This is a genomic window from Brevibacterium sp. VCM10 (assembly GCF_000583215.1).
Taxonomy (GTDB): Bacteria; Actinomycetota; Actinomycetes; order Actinomycetales; family Brevibacteriaceae; genus Brevibacterium; species Brevibacterium linens.
The window spans coordinates 1-13,520 of sequence record NZ_JAJB01000021.1; the positions used below are offsets into that span (position 1 = coordinate 1).

Here is a 13,520-nt window from a genome sequence, read left to right on the forward strand (position 1 = left end):
CGCCGTCAGGTAGTAATTAGTGGGTCAGTGGATGAAGACGGCCACGATGACGTTGATGACGGCGAAGGCCACCACCAGGTGAGCCATGGTCGCCGACGGGTTCGCCACCTTCACGCCAGTACCGCCTTCGGCAGCGGCAGAGGCGGCGAAGGCCTTCTGCTTCTTATTGCCGATGAAGGCGAAGACCGTGACGAGGATCGCCACGACCAGTTTGATGCCGATCTTCATATGGTTGACATCGCCATCGCCCATCTCGGCCAGGCCCACGAGCAGCAGGCCGGTGACCAGCTGCAGATAGGCGCCGTGCAGCATACCGGGCATCACTCTGGGGGAGCGGACGACGGTGAAATAGCCGCCGACGATGATGGCCATGCCCAGCAGATGCAGGGTCAGCAGAATCTCGCGTAGAATTTCCATACAGTTAATCGTAGTGGCATGATGGTGTCTCGTGAGCGCGGGCCCCTCTACTGGTGCACGCTGTTCCGCCCTGGTGTAATGGCAGCACGCCGGCCTTTGGAGCCGTGCAGTATAGGTTCGAATCCTATGGGCGGAGCTGGCCCAACCCGACATGCGAAGGATTCAACTATGTCGCAGACTCATCCGACCGCCGTCATCGTTCTGGCAGCGGGCCAAGGCACTCGAATGAAGTCGGCTCTTCCCAAGGTGATGCATCCCATCGGCGGCCGCTCCCTGCTCCACCACTCCGTCGCCGCCGCGGCGGGAACCTCTCCCGAACACCTCATCGTCGTCGTCCGCCACGAGCGCGATCAGCTCGTCGCCCACCTCGACTCCCTTCCCGTGTCCTCCCAGCGGAGCCTGCTCATCGCCGACCAGGATGACGTTCCGGGCACCGGACGGGCCACCGAATGCGCACTGACACAGCTGCCCGAGGACCTCAGCGGAACTGTCGTCGTCACCTACGGCGATGTGCCCCTGCTGACCACGGAGACGATCAACGGGCTCGTCGAGATCCATGAATCCGACGCCAACGCGGTGACCGTCCTGTCCGCCGAGGTGGCCGACCCGACCGGGTACGGCCGCATCGTCCGCGATGCGAACGGGGCCCTGCTGAGCATCGTCGAGCAGAAGGATGCGAGCGAGACCGAACGGGCCATCCGTGAGATCAACTCCGGAATCTACGCCTTCGACGCCTCCGCACTGCGGCAGGGCCTGGCCTCTCTGACCACCGACAACGCGCAGGGTGAGAAATACCTCACCGATGTCATCGGCTTCTCCCGCCAGGCTGGTCTGTCCGTCGCCGCCACCGCCACCGACGACCTGTGGCAGGTCGAGGGAGCGAACGACCGTGTGCAGCTGGCGAACCTCGGCAAAGAGCTCAACCGCCGGCAGTGTGAGAAGTTCATGCGTGCCGGAGTCTCCATCATCGATCCCGACACCACGTGGATCGACGTCGACGTCTCCATCGCCGCCGATGCGACGATCCTGCCGGGCACCCAGCTGCTGGGCGCCACCGACATCGGAGCCGGCGCCGTCGTCGGCCCCGACACCACGCTCAAGGACACCGAAGTGGGGGAGAACGCCAAGGTCGTGCGCGCCCACGGTGAACTCGCCGTCGTCGGCCCGGATGCCAACGTCGGACCGTTCGCCTACCTGAGGCCGGGCACCAAACTCGGCGAGTCCGGAAAGATCGGCACCTTCGTGGAGACGAAGAACGCCGATATCGGCAAGGGTGCGAAGGTGCCCCATCTCTCCTACGTCGGCGATGCTGAGATCGGGGAGGGGTCGAACATCGGAGCCGCCTCGGTGTTCGTCAACTACGACGGCGTCAACAAGCACCGCACCGTCATCGGCAAGCATGCACGCATGGGCTCGGACAATATGTATGTCGCCCCTGTCACCGTGGGCGACGGCGCCTACTCAGGTGCAAGCACGACGGTGCGCAAGGATGTCCCTGCAGGAGCGCTGGCCATCTCGGTGGCCCCGCAGCGCAACCTGGAGGGCTGGGTCCAGACAAACCGTCCCGGTACGCCTGCAGCGCAGGCGGCCGAAAACGCATCCGAAGGGGAACGGATCAGTGAATGAGATAACGACGGCGGGCGATAAGAAGCTCGTCCTGGTCAGCGGTCGGGCGAATCCCGAACTCGCCGAACAAGTCGCGGAGAATCTGGGGACCGAACTCCTCCCCACCGACATCTACAACTTCGCGAACGGCGAGATCTACGTCCGCTACTCCGAGTCAGTGCGCGGCAGCGACGTCTTCGTCCTGCAGTCCCACTGCGCTCCCATCAACGAATGGCTGATGGAGCAGCTGATCATGGTCGACGCGCTCAAGCGTGCTTCGGCAAAGCGCATCACCGTCATCGCTCCGTTCTTCCCGTACGCCAGGCAGGACAAGAAGCACCGCGGACGCGAACCGATCTCCGCCCGTCTCGTCGCCGATCTGTACAAGACCGCCGGCGCCGACCGCATCATCACCGTCGACCTGCACACCGCGCAGATCCAGGGCTACTTCGACGGCCCCGTCGACCACCTGATCGCGATGCCGATCCTCGCCGGCTACGTCAAGGACAAGTATCCCGGCGACCTCGCCGTGGTCTCGCCCGACGCCGGCCGCATCAAGGTCGCCGAGAACTGGTCGAACTCGCTGGGCGGAGTGCCGCTGGCCTTCATCCATAAGACCCGTGACATCACCCGACCGAACGAGACCAAGGCCAACCGCGTCGTCGGTGAGGTCGAGGGGCGCACCTGCGTGCTCGTCGACGACATGATCGACACCGGCGGCACCATCGTCCAGGCCGCCGATGCCTGCATGGCCGCCGGCGCCAAGGGCGTCATCGTCGTGTCCACCCACGCCGTGTTCTCCGGCCCGGCCGTCGAGCGTCTGTCGAACTCCGTGGCCGAAGAGGTCATCGTCACGAACACTCTGCCGCTGAGTGAGGACAAGATCTTCGACAAGCTCACCGTGCTCTCCATCGCTCCGCTCATCGCCCGTGCCGTGCACGAGGTCTTCGAAGACGGATCGGTCACGAGCCTCTTCGAAGTCTGATCCCGAAGGCTGAGGCCCCGTGATCCGCGCAATCGCGCCGGATCTGATGCGAACCCCGAGCCGATGCGACTCGGGGTTCGCATCGTCTGGACTGCCGTGAGGTCCTACACTGGAGGCAAGACTTCGGCGAAGGGATCAGGGACGATGTCCTCACACGATTACAACCGGTACCGCGTGGACGTCCCCGGCGGACAGCTGTCCGTGGGAGTGTGGGAGCCGGTGGCGAGCGGTCCCGGGCGTGTGCCCACCGTGTGCGTCATCCACGGCATCACCTCCAACCACCTGTTCTTCGCGGGCCTCGTCTCCGCCCTGCCCGGCGTCCGCGTCATCGGGCCCGACCTGCGCGGACGAGCCGACTCACGCACCCTGCCCGGCCCGTTCGGGATGGCCGCCCACGCCCAGGATGTCACCGCCGTTCTCGATGCCTTCGCCCCGGAGGGCCCGGTCACCCTGGTCGGGCATTCCATGGGCGGGTTCGTCGCCATGACCCTGGCCGGAATGTCGGATGAGCAGAACGTCGACACCGGCGCCGAGGCGGCCCGCCGATTCCGCGGACCCGTCCTCATCGACGGAGGCCTTCCCCTGCCGGTGGGGCAGTCCCATGGCGACGGACCGGTCGATGACCTCAACGACGAGGACCTCGACACCGATGACCTCATCGCCGCCGTCCTCGGCCCGGCCGCCGAGCGGCTGTCGATGAGCTTCGGCAGTGTGGAGGAGTACTTGGCCTTCTTCGCCGCTCATCCCGCGTTCGTCGACGGTCTCGACACCGTGGCGACCGAGAGCTTCGTATACGATCTGGCGGCCAAAGACGATCACTCGTTCCAGCCGTCGACCTCGGTGGAGGCTATGCAGGCCGATTCGGCCGATATGTACACCGGCTCCGCCTACCGGGAAGCCCTGGACACGGTCATGGGCAGTGATGACTCCCAGGCCGAGGTGGTCTTCCTCTTCGCCGAACGCGACCTCGTCGCCGCCGAACCGGGCCTGTACCCGCCGGAGACGACCAACGACTTCGCTCGGCAATGGCCGCGGATGGACATCGTCGACGTGCAGGGGACGAACCACTACGACATCCTTCTCACCGAATCCGGAATCGACGCGTGTGCTGCGGCCGTGACTTCTCGGATTGGTGCCGAGACAGACGGTGCCGTAGAATAGCCTGGTTGCCTCGGCGAGGGAGACTGATGTCTCCGTGATCGACGCGGTCCTGTCCCACGAAGCGAGCCCACGGGGTTCGAGATTCGCGTGGGTGCTCAGGCTGTTTCGCCGTGGTGCTCGAAGGTAAGTTCACCACGAAGGGAAGAAAATGGCTGACTTCAAACTTCTGGCCGAAGCTCGCAACGAGTTCGGCAAGGGCGCAGCGCGCCGCATCCGCCGCGCGGGACGCATCCCCGCGGTCATCTACGGTCACGGCGGAGATCCCGTGCACGTGTCGCTCGAGGGCCACGCCACCATGCTGGCTCTCAAGCACGCCAACGCTCTGCTCGAGATCGAAAGCACCGACGGATCGAAGAACGTCCTCGCCATTGCGCGTGACGTGCAGATCGAACCCGTCCGTCGCGATATCGAACACCTCGACCTCATCATCGTCAAGCGCGGCGAGAAGATCGAGGTCGACGTGCCGATCCACGTCGTCGGAGAAGCCGCTCCCGGCACCATGGTCTCGCAGGAAGAGTCGACCATCGCCGTCAAGGCCGATGCGACCAAGCTGCCCGAGATCATCGAGGTCTCCATCGAAGGCCGTCCCGCCGGCGAGCACCTCCTTGCCGGTCAGGTCGAGCTGCCTGCAGGCGTCGAGCTCGTCGCCGACGAAGAGCAGCTCATCGTCAACGTCTCCGAAGAGATCGAGATGGACACCGAGTCCGATGCCGAGGAAGAGTCTGCTGAAGAGTCGACCGAGGACGAGGCTGCTGAGGAGTCCGATGCAGAAGAGGCCTCCGAAGAGGAGTGATCTTCGCTCCTCGCTGCACCCAAAGGTGCCGTGAGGAGCACTGACTGACTACGCGGTTCGGTGGGTCGCCCGGTGGGCGGCCCACCGAATATGTTTGTCAGGAGAGAACCCGGCAGCTGACTCGCCCGGCAGCGAGCAGCAGCATCACTTCCCGGTCATCGGGCACGGACACGACGGACAAGGACGGCAATGTCGAACGACGCATGGTTGGTCTTCGGACTGGGCAATCCCGGACCCAAGTACGAATCGACCCGGCACAACATCGGACAGATGGTCATCGCCGAACTCGCCTCCCGCATCGGAACTTCACTGACGCGGACGAAGCTGCGCGCGAACGTCGGCACCGGGCGGCTGCCCGGCGGCAGCGTGCCCGGACTGCCCGGTCCGCGGGTGGTGCTGGCCACCTCGACGGGATACATGAACGAATCCGGCGGACCGGTGCGCGCGCTGGCTGACTTCTATGGAATCGGCACCGATCGAATCATCGCCGTCCACGACGATGTGGACATCCCCTTCGACGCCATCAGAGCCAAGCTCGGCGGGGGAGAGGGCGGACACAACGGTCTGCGTTCGATGACCTCGGTATTGGGGACGAAGGACTATCTGCGGGTGCGAGCAGGAGTCGGACGTCCGCGGGGGCGCCAGGACACCGCCGATCATGTGCTGCGCCCGTTCTCGAAGGACGAACGCGCGATGCTGCCGATCTTCGTCTCCGACCTCGCCGACGCCGTCGAAGAGCTCATCGTCAACGGACTCACCGATATGCAGCAGAAGTTCCACTCCCGCTGATCAGGGTGCGGGCGCTGCCCGGGATTCAGGCCGACTTCTGCGTCTCCGGGCGGCGGTGCAGCCACCACGCGGCGAAGATGCCGCCGGCGAATCCGAACAGGTGGCCCTGCCACGAGATGTCGTTGGTCTGCGGCAGCATGCCGAAGATCATCGATGCCCCGTAGGTGACGAAGATGAACAGGCCGATCGCGAAGTAGATGATCTTGCGCAGAATGTCATCGGTGAACCACGTGCGCAGGGCGAGGTAACCGAAGAATCCGAAGACGATGCCCGACGCTCCGACGATGTGCTGGCCGGGCAGAGTCGTCAGCCATGCGCCGAGCCCGGAGCTGAGCGCCGTCATGCCCGTGACCGTCCAGAAGCGCCGCCTGCCCTCGAACGCGATGACGATGCCGAGGACGAAGAACGGGAAGGTATTGGCCAGAAGATGGCCGAAGCCCGAATGCAGCAGCGGCGAGGTGATCAAGCCGTAGAGCGAGAGCGGATTCCATGACTGCAGGCTGAAAGCGTCGAGGTCGAGAGGCAGGATCGCGTCGACGATCTCGACGACCCACATCACCGCCAGGACGATCAGCACCGGAGCGAACCGGGAGAGCAGATGCGGCCGGTCGACTGTGGTGTTCAGGTGCGCGACCGGGAGATTCGCGGAACGACCGTTGCGGGGATCGCCGGAGTCGGTGGAGTCAGAGCCGAAGAGGAGGCGGGATTCCTCGGCGGAGAAACGAGGGGAGTGGTCGGTCATGGTCCAATTGTGGGCGATGAAGATTGGAGAACCCCGAACATCCGGGCCGCCCGGTCAATCGTGATCGTACCGTTAGGCACGTTATCGCCTCGAAATATTCACGGCCCGGCAAGCCCCTGGAGCTATCTGTTCCGGGACTCCGCTCTGGTCGACCCGAGGGACTTGCCGTCGGCGTCGAGAGCGTCGACGATGATCGTCGAACCGTTCGGGGTGATGTCCGCCGCCGTCTCGAAGCCGGTGCGTTCGACCTCGGTGTTCTCGACCAGGTGCTCCTCGTCGTCTCCGCTGAGCACTCTCCACGAAGCCACCTCAGTGGCTCCGTTCCAGCTCATGTGCACGCGGGTGATGTCGGCCTGCGGCTGCGACTTCGTCGCGGTCGGGGGAACGGTCGGCTGGGCATGCCAGTCGAACCGGTAGGCCCGGTAGTTCGATCCGCCGGTGAAGGTCAGATCGGCGAGCAGCTTGCCGTCCTTGGAGTACTCCGAGACATAGGGTTCCGAACCCCAGCCGAGGACGACGTTGCCGCCCGGCAGCTCTTGGAAGTTGCCCTGACTGCCCGACGAACGGTCGTCGGGGGCGGGATACTCCGTGACCACCTCGGCGCGCTTCTTCTTCTCATCGACGTCGAGGCGCAGACCGCGGGTGTCACCGAGCCGGGGCGCGGCGTGGTTGTCGAACATGGTCAGCGTTCCATCGGAGCGGCGCCGCGCATCGTGCTGCCACGCGAACTGTGCTCCGTCGCCCATCTCGAAATCCGTCGCCTTGCCGCCCAGGACCCAGTTGAGGTCGGCGCTCTTTCGGTCGAGCTGGTAGACCGCATGAGTGTTGCGTGCCGAGACGAGCAGGGACTTGCCGTCGTCGTCCTCGGACACGGAGTTGAGGTGGATGTAGTCGAAGGGGTCGTCCTTCGTGCCCTCACCGTCCTTGAGCTCCGCCTCGGACTGGTCGACGGGGACGGCATCGAGGGAGTGCCACTCGAACAGCGGATCACCGGTTGCGATGTCGACCTCCTGGACGATTCCCTCCCAGGCCCAGCCGTCCTCGTCTCCGCCGACGGAGCGCAGATCCGTCTGCGTCTTGACATAGGAGATGAGGAACATGGTGTCATCGGCGGTGATAGTCGTCTCGTGGAGGTCTGAGGTGTCCTTGGGGAGCTCTCCGCCCATGCCGACACGGGCGATCTCCCGATACGAGGTGTCGACGATGACGACCTCACCGGCGGTGTGCGGCGTCTCGGCCAGCCCCTCCCACCAGGTGAGCACCGGCTGCCCCTGATATTCCTGGACGCGCAGATCCCACAGTGCCTCGGCCTCGTTCCGGATCCACACCGGGTCACCGGCGGAGTCGAGGATGAGGCCGCCCACCCAGGACTTGTCATCGGTCCGAGTCTGTCCCTTCGGAGCGAGGAACGTCTCCAGCTCTCCGTTGTCGTCGGGGAAGGACCCGGAATCGATGTCGACCTTGGGCGGGGCGAGTTCGGGGCGGGAGCGGAAGTCCCACCGTTCGGCGACGGCGATGTCGTCATCGGCATCGGCCGTGCACCCTGTGAGCAGGAGAGCCGCTGCGGCCAATCCTGAAAGGACTGTTCTCTTCATGACCATATGCTCATCCTCACACGTTTTCGGCTCCCGCGCCCCTCCACCGTTTCGATTCGTGTGCCGAATGGGTCGTGTCAGCTGCGTGGCCTAGACTGTTCGGGTGCTCAACGGACTTGATCTCACCCGCCGGAATCCCACCATCACCGAACTCGTCGCGGCCTTCAACGACGCGAACACCGCCGGTGGAACGATCGATGCGATCAAGGGACTGTGGCCGTCGATCCTGCGCCGCACCGTCACCCCCGACGGGGCCTCGGCGCCGCAGCTCATCGTCACGGCCACGACGCGTGAGGCCGAAGACCTCGCCCAGGCGCTGGCCGACTGGGTGCCATCGGCGTCGATCGCGATCTTCCCCAGCTGGGAGACCCTGCCGCACGAGAAGCTGTCGCCGCGTTCGGACACCGTCGGTCAGCGTCTCGAGGTGCTGCGCCGCCTGGCCCATCCCACTCCCGGTCGAGAGCTGACTTTCATCATCGCGCCCGTGCGCGCCTTCCTCCAGCCCCTGGCCAAGGGGCTCGGCGACATCGAACCGGTCGAGCTCGCCGTCGGCGACGAATGTGAGATCGATGCCCTGGCCGAACGGCTCACCGAACTCGCGTACTCCCGCGTCGACATGGTCTCCAGACGCGGCGAATTCGCTGTGCGCGGCGGTATCGTCGATATCTTCCCGGCGACGTCCGAGCGGGCGCTTCGTGTGGAGTTCTTCGGCGACGAGGTCGACGAGATCCGCGAATTCTCCGTCAGCGACCAGCGCTCCATTCCCACCGAAGACGGTGACGCACCCGTGGACCTGTCGGCACCGCCGTGCCGGGAGCTGCTCCTGACCGATTCGGTGCGGAAGAGGGCCGCAGAACTCGCCGAGGAGGTCCCCAGCGCCGCCGATATGCTCGACAAGATCGCCGGCGGGGTCGCCGTCGAAGGCATGGAGTCGCTCACCGCCGTCCTCGCCGACGGGATGGAGCCGCTCATCGCTCTGCTGCCGCCCACGTCGAAGATCATCATCACCGAACCAGAACGCGTCGACGCCCGCGCCGCGGATCTCGTGGAGACGACGAACGAATTCCTCGAAGCCGCCTGGACCGGAGCCGCCGGTGGGGGGCAGACCCCGATCGACCTGTCGGCCGCCAGCTTCCGCACCGTGGCCGAGATGGCCGACGGCGCTCGCCTCATCGGCCTGGCCTGGTGGGAGATCGGCGGATTCGCCGCCGACGAGGAGCTCGCCGGCCCCGAGGAGAACATCTTCTCCGTTCCCGCGCGCATCCCGAAGGGCTATGCCGGCGACGTCGAAGCGATCCTCGCCGACGTCAAGGGACTCATCCACGACCGGTGGCGCATCCTCGTGCTCACCGAGGGCCAGGGGCCCGGCCGACGTATGGTTGAGGTGTTCTCCGAAGCCGGAGTGCCCGCCGCCTTCGTCGATGACCCCACCGATCTGCCCGAAGCCCTGGTGACCGTGACGACGGCCGCCTCCTTCGGCGGATTCGTCTTCGACGATCTCAAGCTCGCCGTGCTTACCGAAGCCGATGTGCTCGGTCGGGCGGCGGCCACCTCGACGCGGGACATGCGCAAGCTGCCCACCCGCCGTCGACGCAACCAGGTCGACCCGCTCAACCTGGCACCCGGCGACTACGTCGTCCACGACCAGCACGGCGTCGGACGATTCGTCGAGATGACGCAGCGGACCACGGGCAGGGGTGCGAACAAGCACACCCGCGAATACCTCATCATCGAATACGCGCCCGCCAAACGCGGACAGCCCGGCGACCGCCTCTACGTCCCCAGCGATGCGCTCGACCAGGTCACCCGCTATGTCGGCGGGGAGAGCCCGAACCTCAACAAGATGGGCGGCGCCGACTGGCAGACGACGAAGGCGAAAGCCCGCAAAGCCGTCAAGGAGATCGCCGGGGAGCTCATCCGCCTGTATTCGGCCCGCCAGGCCACGGTCGGTCACGCGTTCGGTCCGGACACTCCCTGGCAGCGCGAACTCGAGGACGCCTTCCACTATGTCGAGACCGCCGATCAGCTGACCACCATCGACGAGGTCAAATCGGATATGGAGAAGACCGTGCCGATGGACCGTCTGATCTGCGGCGATGTCGGTTACGGGAAGACGGAGATCGCGGTCCGCGCCGCGTTCAAGGCGATCCAGGAAGGCAAACAGGTCGCCGTGCTCGTGCCGACCACACTGCTCGTCCAACAGCACTATGAGACCTTCGCCGAACGCTACTCCGGATTCCCCGTCACCATCGGCGCACTCTCCCGGTTCCAGACAAAGCAGGAATCGGAGAAGGTCAAGGAGGATCTGGCCGACGGCAAGCTCGACCTCGTCATCGGCACCCACCGACTGCTCAGCGGCGAAGTGCGTTTCAAGGAACTCGGACTCGTCATCATCGACGAGGAGCAGCGCTTCGGAGTCGAACACAAGGAGACGCTCAAGGCGCTGCGGACGAACGTCGACGTCCTCGCCATGTCAGCGACCCCGATCCCGCGCACCCTGGAGATGGCCGTGACCGGCATCCGCGAGATGTCGACCCTGGCCACACCGCCGGAGGAGCGGCACCCGGTGCTGACCTATGTGGGCAAACGCGAGGACAAGCAGATCAAGGCCGCGATCCGACGCGAGCTCATGCGCGAAGGTCAGGTCTTCTACATCCACAACCGGGTCCGCGATATCGAAGCCGTCGCCGGCCATATCGCCGAAATGGTGCCCGAAGCGCGGATCGCCATCGCCCACGGCAAGATGAACGAGACCCGACTCGAACAGGTCATCGTCGACTTCTGGGAGAAGAAGTACGACGTGCTCGTGTGCACGACGATCGTCGAAACCGGAATCGACATCGCGAATGCGAACACGCTCATCATCGACAATGCCGACCGCTACGGGCTCTCCCAACTGCATCAGCTGCGCGGACGTGTGGGCCGTGGACGCGAACGTGCCTACGCCTACTTCCTCTACCCGCCGGACACGCAGCTGACCGAGACCGCACACGACCGTCTGACGACCCTGGCCGCGCACACCGAACTGGGGGCCGGAATGCAGGTGGCGATGAAGGACCTCGAGATCCGCGGAGCCGGCAACCTGCTCGGCGGTCAGCAGTCGGGCCATATCGAAGGTGTGGGCTTCGACCTCTACGTTCGCCTCGTCGGCGAGGCCGTGGCGAAGTTCCGCGGTGAGGAGACCGAGCCCGAGGCCGACATGCGCATCGAACTGCCCGTCGACGCCCACCTGCCGGCCGACTACGTCGATCACGAACGACTGCGACTCGAGGCCTATCGGAAGCTTGCTGGGGCGACCGACGAAACGCAGCTGCAGGAGGTGCTCGACGAACTCACCGACCGCTACGGCCCCTATCCGGAACCCGTCGGCGTCCTCGCCGATGTGGCCAGGCTGCGCATCCGCGCCCGAGCCTCCGGGGTCAACGACATCGTCATGCAGGGCAACTTCATCCGCTTCGGACCCGTCGAACTCTCCGACTCCCAAGTGGTCCGGCTCAAACGCCTGTATCCGAAGTCGCTGCTCAAACCGGCGCTGCGCTCGGTCCTCGTGCCCAAGCCGATGGCCGGCAGCGGATTCGACTCCAAGGAGATGACCGATTCGGACGTTCTGCGGTGGGCTCACCAGTTCCTCGACGCGATCCTGCCGGTCATCGAGTCCGAAACCGCGGAGGTCAAGGAAGCCGGTGCTGCGAAGAACGGTTGAGAACTCGCCGACTGTTCATCGTCGACCGGCCCGCGTGTCAGTGCAGTGGCGTAGAGTGCGAAGCGCGGAGGCATCCGCAGCAAGTGCATTTCACTCAGCCGTCTGCTAAGGAGAATCACCATGGGTGTTGACGACAAGTTCGAGAACAAAGCCGAAGAACTCGGCGGTCGTGCCAAGGAGACCATCGGCGATGTGACCGGTGACGATCAGCTCAAGGCCGAAGGCGCCACCGACCAGCTCAAGGCCAAGACCAAGGACGTCGGCGAGTCGGTCAAGGACCTCGGCTCATCGGTCAAGGACAAATTCTCGAAGTGACCGGCGAACCGGCCCTCACCGCTTGTGGTGAGGGCCTTTCGTGGCGGCAGGAGGATCTTTCGTGGGTGAACGTGACGATCAGGGAACGGACCGGATCGGACCGAGTCAGGCCGAACCGCGGCTGCAACCGGTGATCGACGCTATGGCGGCTCTGCGGCGACGCTGCCCCTGGTCGAGCCGGCAGGATCACCAGAGCCTGGAGAAGTACGCTCGGGAGGAGACCGACGAACTCATCGATGCTCTCGAGGATTTCACGACAGCACCCACGCCCGAGAACCGGGCGGCCGTCATCGAAGAGCTCGGCGATGTGTTCTACCAGGTGCTCTTCCACTCCGCCCTGCTCGATGAGAGGAGCGGGCAGGTATACGGGCACAGCCTCGGTGCCATCATCGATGGCCTCGAGGCCAAACTCATCCGTCGTCATCCCCTGGCGTTCACCGGTGATTCCGGGGACGAGATGGCATCGTTGGATGACGTCGAACGCGAATACCGTCGGATCAAAGCAGAGGAGAAGGCCGCGGTGCGGGACGAGGACAGAACCCCATGAGTCTGGAGAGACTCGAGATCGAAGGCACCTTCAATTTCCGTGACCTCGGAGGACCCGTCACCGAGGCGGGGGAGCATCGAGTGCGATCCGGGAAGGTGTTCCGGGCTGACGGTCTGGCGCAGCTGAGCGATCGGGCGCGCGCCGACATCGGCGGACTCGGCATCGGCACCGTCATCGATCTGCGCGATATCGGCGAGCGGGCGAAGCTGCCCGATGCGCTCGGTGACCTCGGCGTCCGCCATATCGAGCTGCCGGTCTTCGACGACCATTTCTTCCCCAGCCGACCGCTGAGCAGGGAAGAGATGAAAGCCGCCGCCGAGGCGACCGGAATTGATCTGCGCGACCGGAGCCTCGGCCGCATCTACGAACTCATGATCGCCCACTTCGGCCACCGGCTGGCCGCCGCCGTCGATCTGATCGCCGAACACTGCACCGAAGGCGTGGTCTTCCACTGCTCTGCCGGGAAGGATCGCACCGGTGTGATCGGAGCGTTCCTGCTCGAGCTCCTCGGCGTGGGACGCGAGGAGATCGTCGCCGAATACGCCATCACCTCCACCCACCTGTCCGGGGGATTCCTGGAAGCGATCACCCGGAACTTCTCCGATGCAGGCATCTCCGGCAACCTCGCTGCGACGGCCACTGCCGCCCCTGCCGAACTCATGCACGAGATCCTCGATCGGATCGCAGCCGAGCACGGGGCCGCCTCGGCGAAGGACGGGGGAGTGCCAGGGGGAGTCGAAGCCTACCTGCTCGCGCACGGGATGGACCCGGCGACGCCCGAACGACTGCGGCACTGCCTGCTCGATTCCGAGTCCAACCGGGGCTCGGACCGAGGGTGAGCCCGGACGCGCGGTGCATTAAGCTGTCC

General features: G+C 65.2%; 12 protein-coding genes and 1 tRNA gene. 10 read left to right on the forward strand and 3 right to left on the reverse strand.

All coding sequences use genetic code 11. The annotated features are described in order from the left end of the window. Nucleotides 1–24: 24 nt before the first annotated feature. The gene (locus AD89_RS0105715; RefSeq protein WP_025777650.1) at nt 25–417 is read right to left on the reverse strand and encodes a hypothetical protein; all 393 of its coding nucleotides are present in this window, start codon (nt 415–417) and stop codon (nt 25–27) included. Nucleotides 418–481: 64 nt separating this feature from the next. Here AD89_RS0105715 and AD89_RS0105720 point away from each other — a divergent pair. The 6 genes from AD89_RS0105720 (at nt 482) to pth (ending at nt 5,750) form a co-directional block, all read left to right on the forward strand. Continuing rightward, nucleotides 482–553: transfer RNA gene (locus AD89_RS0105720), tRNA-Gln, on the forward strand. A gap of 32 nt (nt 554–585) precedes the next feature. Continuing rightward, entirely contained in the window at nt 586–2,043 is a 1,458-nt protein-coding gene (glmU, locus tag AD89_RS0105725) for a bifunctional UDP-N-acetylglucosamine diphosphorylase/glucosamine-1-phosphate N-acetyltransferase GlmU (RefSeq protein WP_025777651.1), read from the forward strand. Continuing rightward, complete coding sequence (locus AD89_RS0105730) at nt 2,036–3,007, forward strand: ribose-phosphate diphosphokinase (RefSeq protein WP_025777652.1); 972 nt, start codon at nt 2,036–2,038, stop codon at nt 3,005–3,007. Before glmU ends, AD89_RS0105730 begins: the two co-directional genes overlap by 8 nt. Before the next feature lie 144 nt (nt 3,008–3,151). Beyond that, nucleotides 3,152–4,168: an alpha/beta hydrolase gene (locus AD89_RS0105735; protein ID WP_035320100.1), complete on the forward strand. Its 1,017-nt coding sequence runs from the start codon at nt 3,152–3,154 to the stop codon at nt 4,166–4,168. Between the two features lie 148 nt (nt 4,169–4,316). Then, nucleotides 4,317–4,961, forward strand: a complete 645-nt coding sequence (locus AD89_RS0105740; RefSeq protein WP_025777654.1) for a 50S ribosomal protein L25/general stress protein Ctc — start codon at nt 4,317–4,319, stop codon at nt 4,959–4,961. A 189-nt stretch (nt 4,962–5,150) separates the two neighbouring features. Continuing rightward, on the forward strand, nt 5,151–5,750 hold the full coding sequence (gene pth, locus AD89_RS0105745; RefSeq protein WP_025777655.1) for an aminoacyl-tRNA hydrolase: 600 nt from the start codon (nt 5,151–5,153) through the stop codon (nt 5,748–5,750). 25 nt (nt 5,751–5,775) lie between these two features. Here the strand turns inward: pth and AD89_RS0105750 are convergent, their stop codons facing one another. After that, nucleotides 5,776–6,492 (reverse strand): rhomboid family intramembrane serine protease, encoded by a 717-nt coding sequence (locus AD89_RS0105750; protein ID WP_025777656.1) that lies wholly within the window; start codon nt 6,490–6,492, stop codon nt 5,776–5,778. Between the two features lie 122 nt (nt 6,493–6,614). Beyond that, on the reverse strand, nt 6,615–8,087 hold the full coding sequence (locus AD89_RS0105755; protein WP_197021715.1) for an arylsulfotransferase family protein: 1,473 nt from the start codon (nt 8,085–8,087) through the stop codon (nt 6,615–6,617). A gap of 103 nt (nt 8,088–8,190) precedes the next feature. Here AD89_RS0105755 and mfd point away from each other — a divergent pair, with 103 nt between their 5' ends. The 4 genes from mfd to AD89_RS0105775 all read left to right on the forward strand — a co-directional run bounded on the left by mfd (nt 8,191) and on the right by AD89_RS0105775 (nt 13,491). Beyond that, nucleotides 8,191–11,790, forward strand: coding sequence for a transcription-repair coupling factor (mfd, locus tag AD89_RS0105760; RefSeq protein ID WP_025777658.1), 3,600 nt, complete (start codon nt 8,191–8,193; stop codon nt 11,788–11,790). A 120-nt stretch (nt 11,791–11,910) separates the two neighbouring features. Further along, nucleotides 11,911–12,105, forward strand: coding sequence for a CsbD family protein (locus tag AD89_RS0105765; protein WP_025777659.1), 195 nt, complete (start codon nt 11,911–11,913; stop codon nt 12,103–12,105). A gap of 61 nt (nt 12,106–12,166) precedes the next feature. Next, on the forward strand, nt 12,167–12,652 hold the full coding sequence (locus AD89_RS0105770; protein WP_025777660.1) for a MazG nucleotide pyrophosphohydrolase domain-containing protein: 486 nt from the start codon (nt 12,167–12,169) through the stop codon (nt 12,650–12,652). After that, nucleotides 12,649–13,491 (forward strand): tyrosine-protein phosphatase, encoded by an 843-nt coding sequence (locus AD89_RS0105775; protein ID WP_025777661.1) that lies wholly within the window; start codon nt 12,649–12,651, stop codon nt 13,489–13,491. The genes AD89_RS0105770 and AD89_RS0105775 overlap by 4 nt, the downstream gene beginning before the upstream one ends. The last annotated feature ends 29 nt before the right edge of the window (nt 13,492–13,520 follow it).

Bases quoted from the DNA above. Each gene is read 5' to 3' on its own strand.
- pth (WP_025777655.1), top strand. From the start codon at position 5,151: ATGTCGAACGACGCATGGTTGGTCTTCGGACTGGGCAATCCCGGACCC.
- glmU (WP_025777651.1), top strand. From the start codon at position 586: ATGTCGCAGACTCATCCGACCGCCGTCATCGTTCTGGCAGCGGGCCAA.
- AD89_RS0105735 (WP_035320100.1), top strand. From the start codon at position 3,152: ATGTCCTCACACGATTACAACCGGTACCGCGTGGACGTCCCCGGCGGA.
- AD89_RS0105750 (WP_025777656.1), bottom strand. From the start codon at position 6,492: ATGACCGACCACTCCCCTCGTTTCTCCGCCGAGGAATCCCGCCTCCTC.
- AD89_RS0105775 (WP_025777661.1), top strand. From the start codon at position 12,649: ATGAGTCTGGAGAGACTCGAGATCGAAGGCACCTTCAATTTCCGTGAC.
- AD89_RS0105715 (WP_025777650.1), bottom strand. From the start codon at position 417: ATGGAAATTCTACGCGAGATTCTGCTGACCCTGCATCTGCTGGGCATG.
- AD89_RS0105740 (WP_025777654.1), top strand. From the start codon at position 4,317: ATGGCTGACTTCAAACTTCTGGCCGAAGCTCGCAACGAGTTCGGCAAG.
- AD89_RS0105765 (WP_025777659.1), top strand. From the start codon at position 11,911: ATGGGTGTTGACGACAAGTTCGAGAACAAAGCCGAAGAACTCGGCGGT.
- AD89_RS0105755 (WP_197021715.1), bottom strand. From the start codon at position 8,087: ATGAAGAGAACAGTCCTTTCAGGATTGGCCGCAGCGGCTCTCCTGCTC.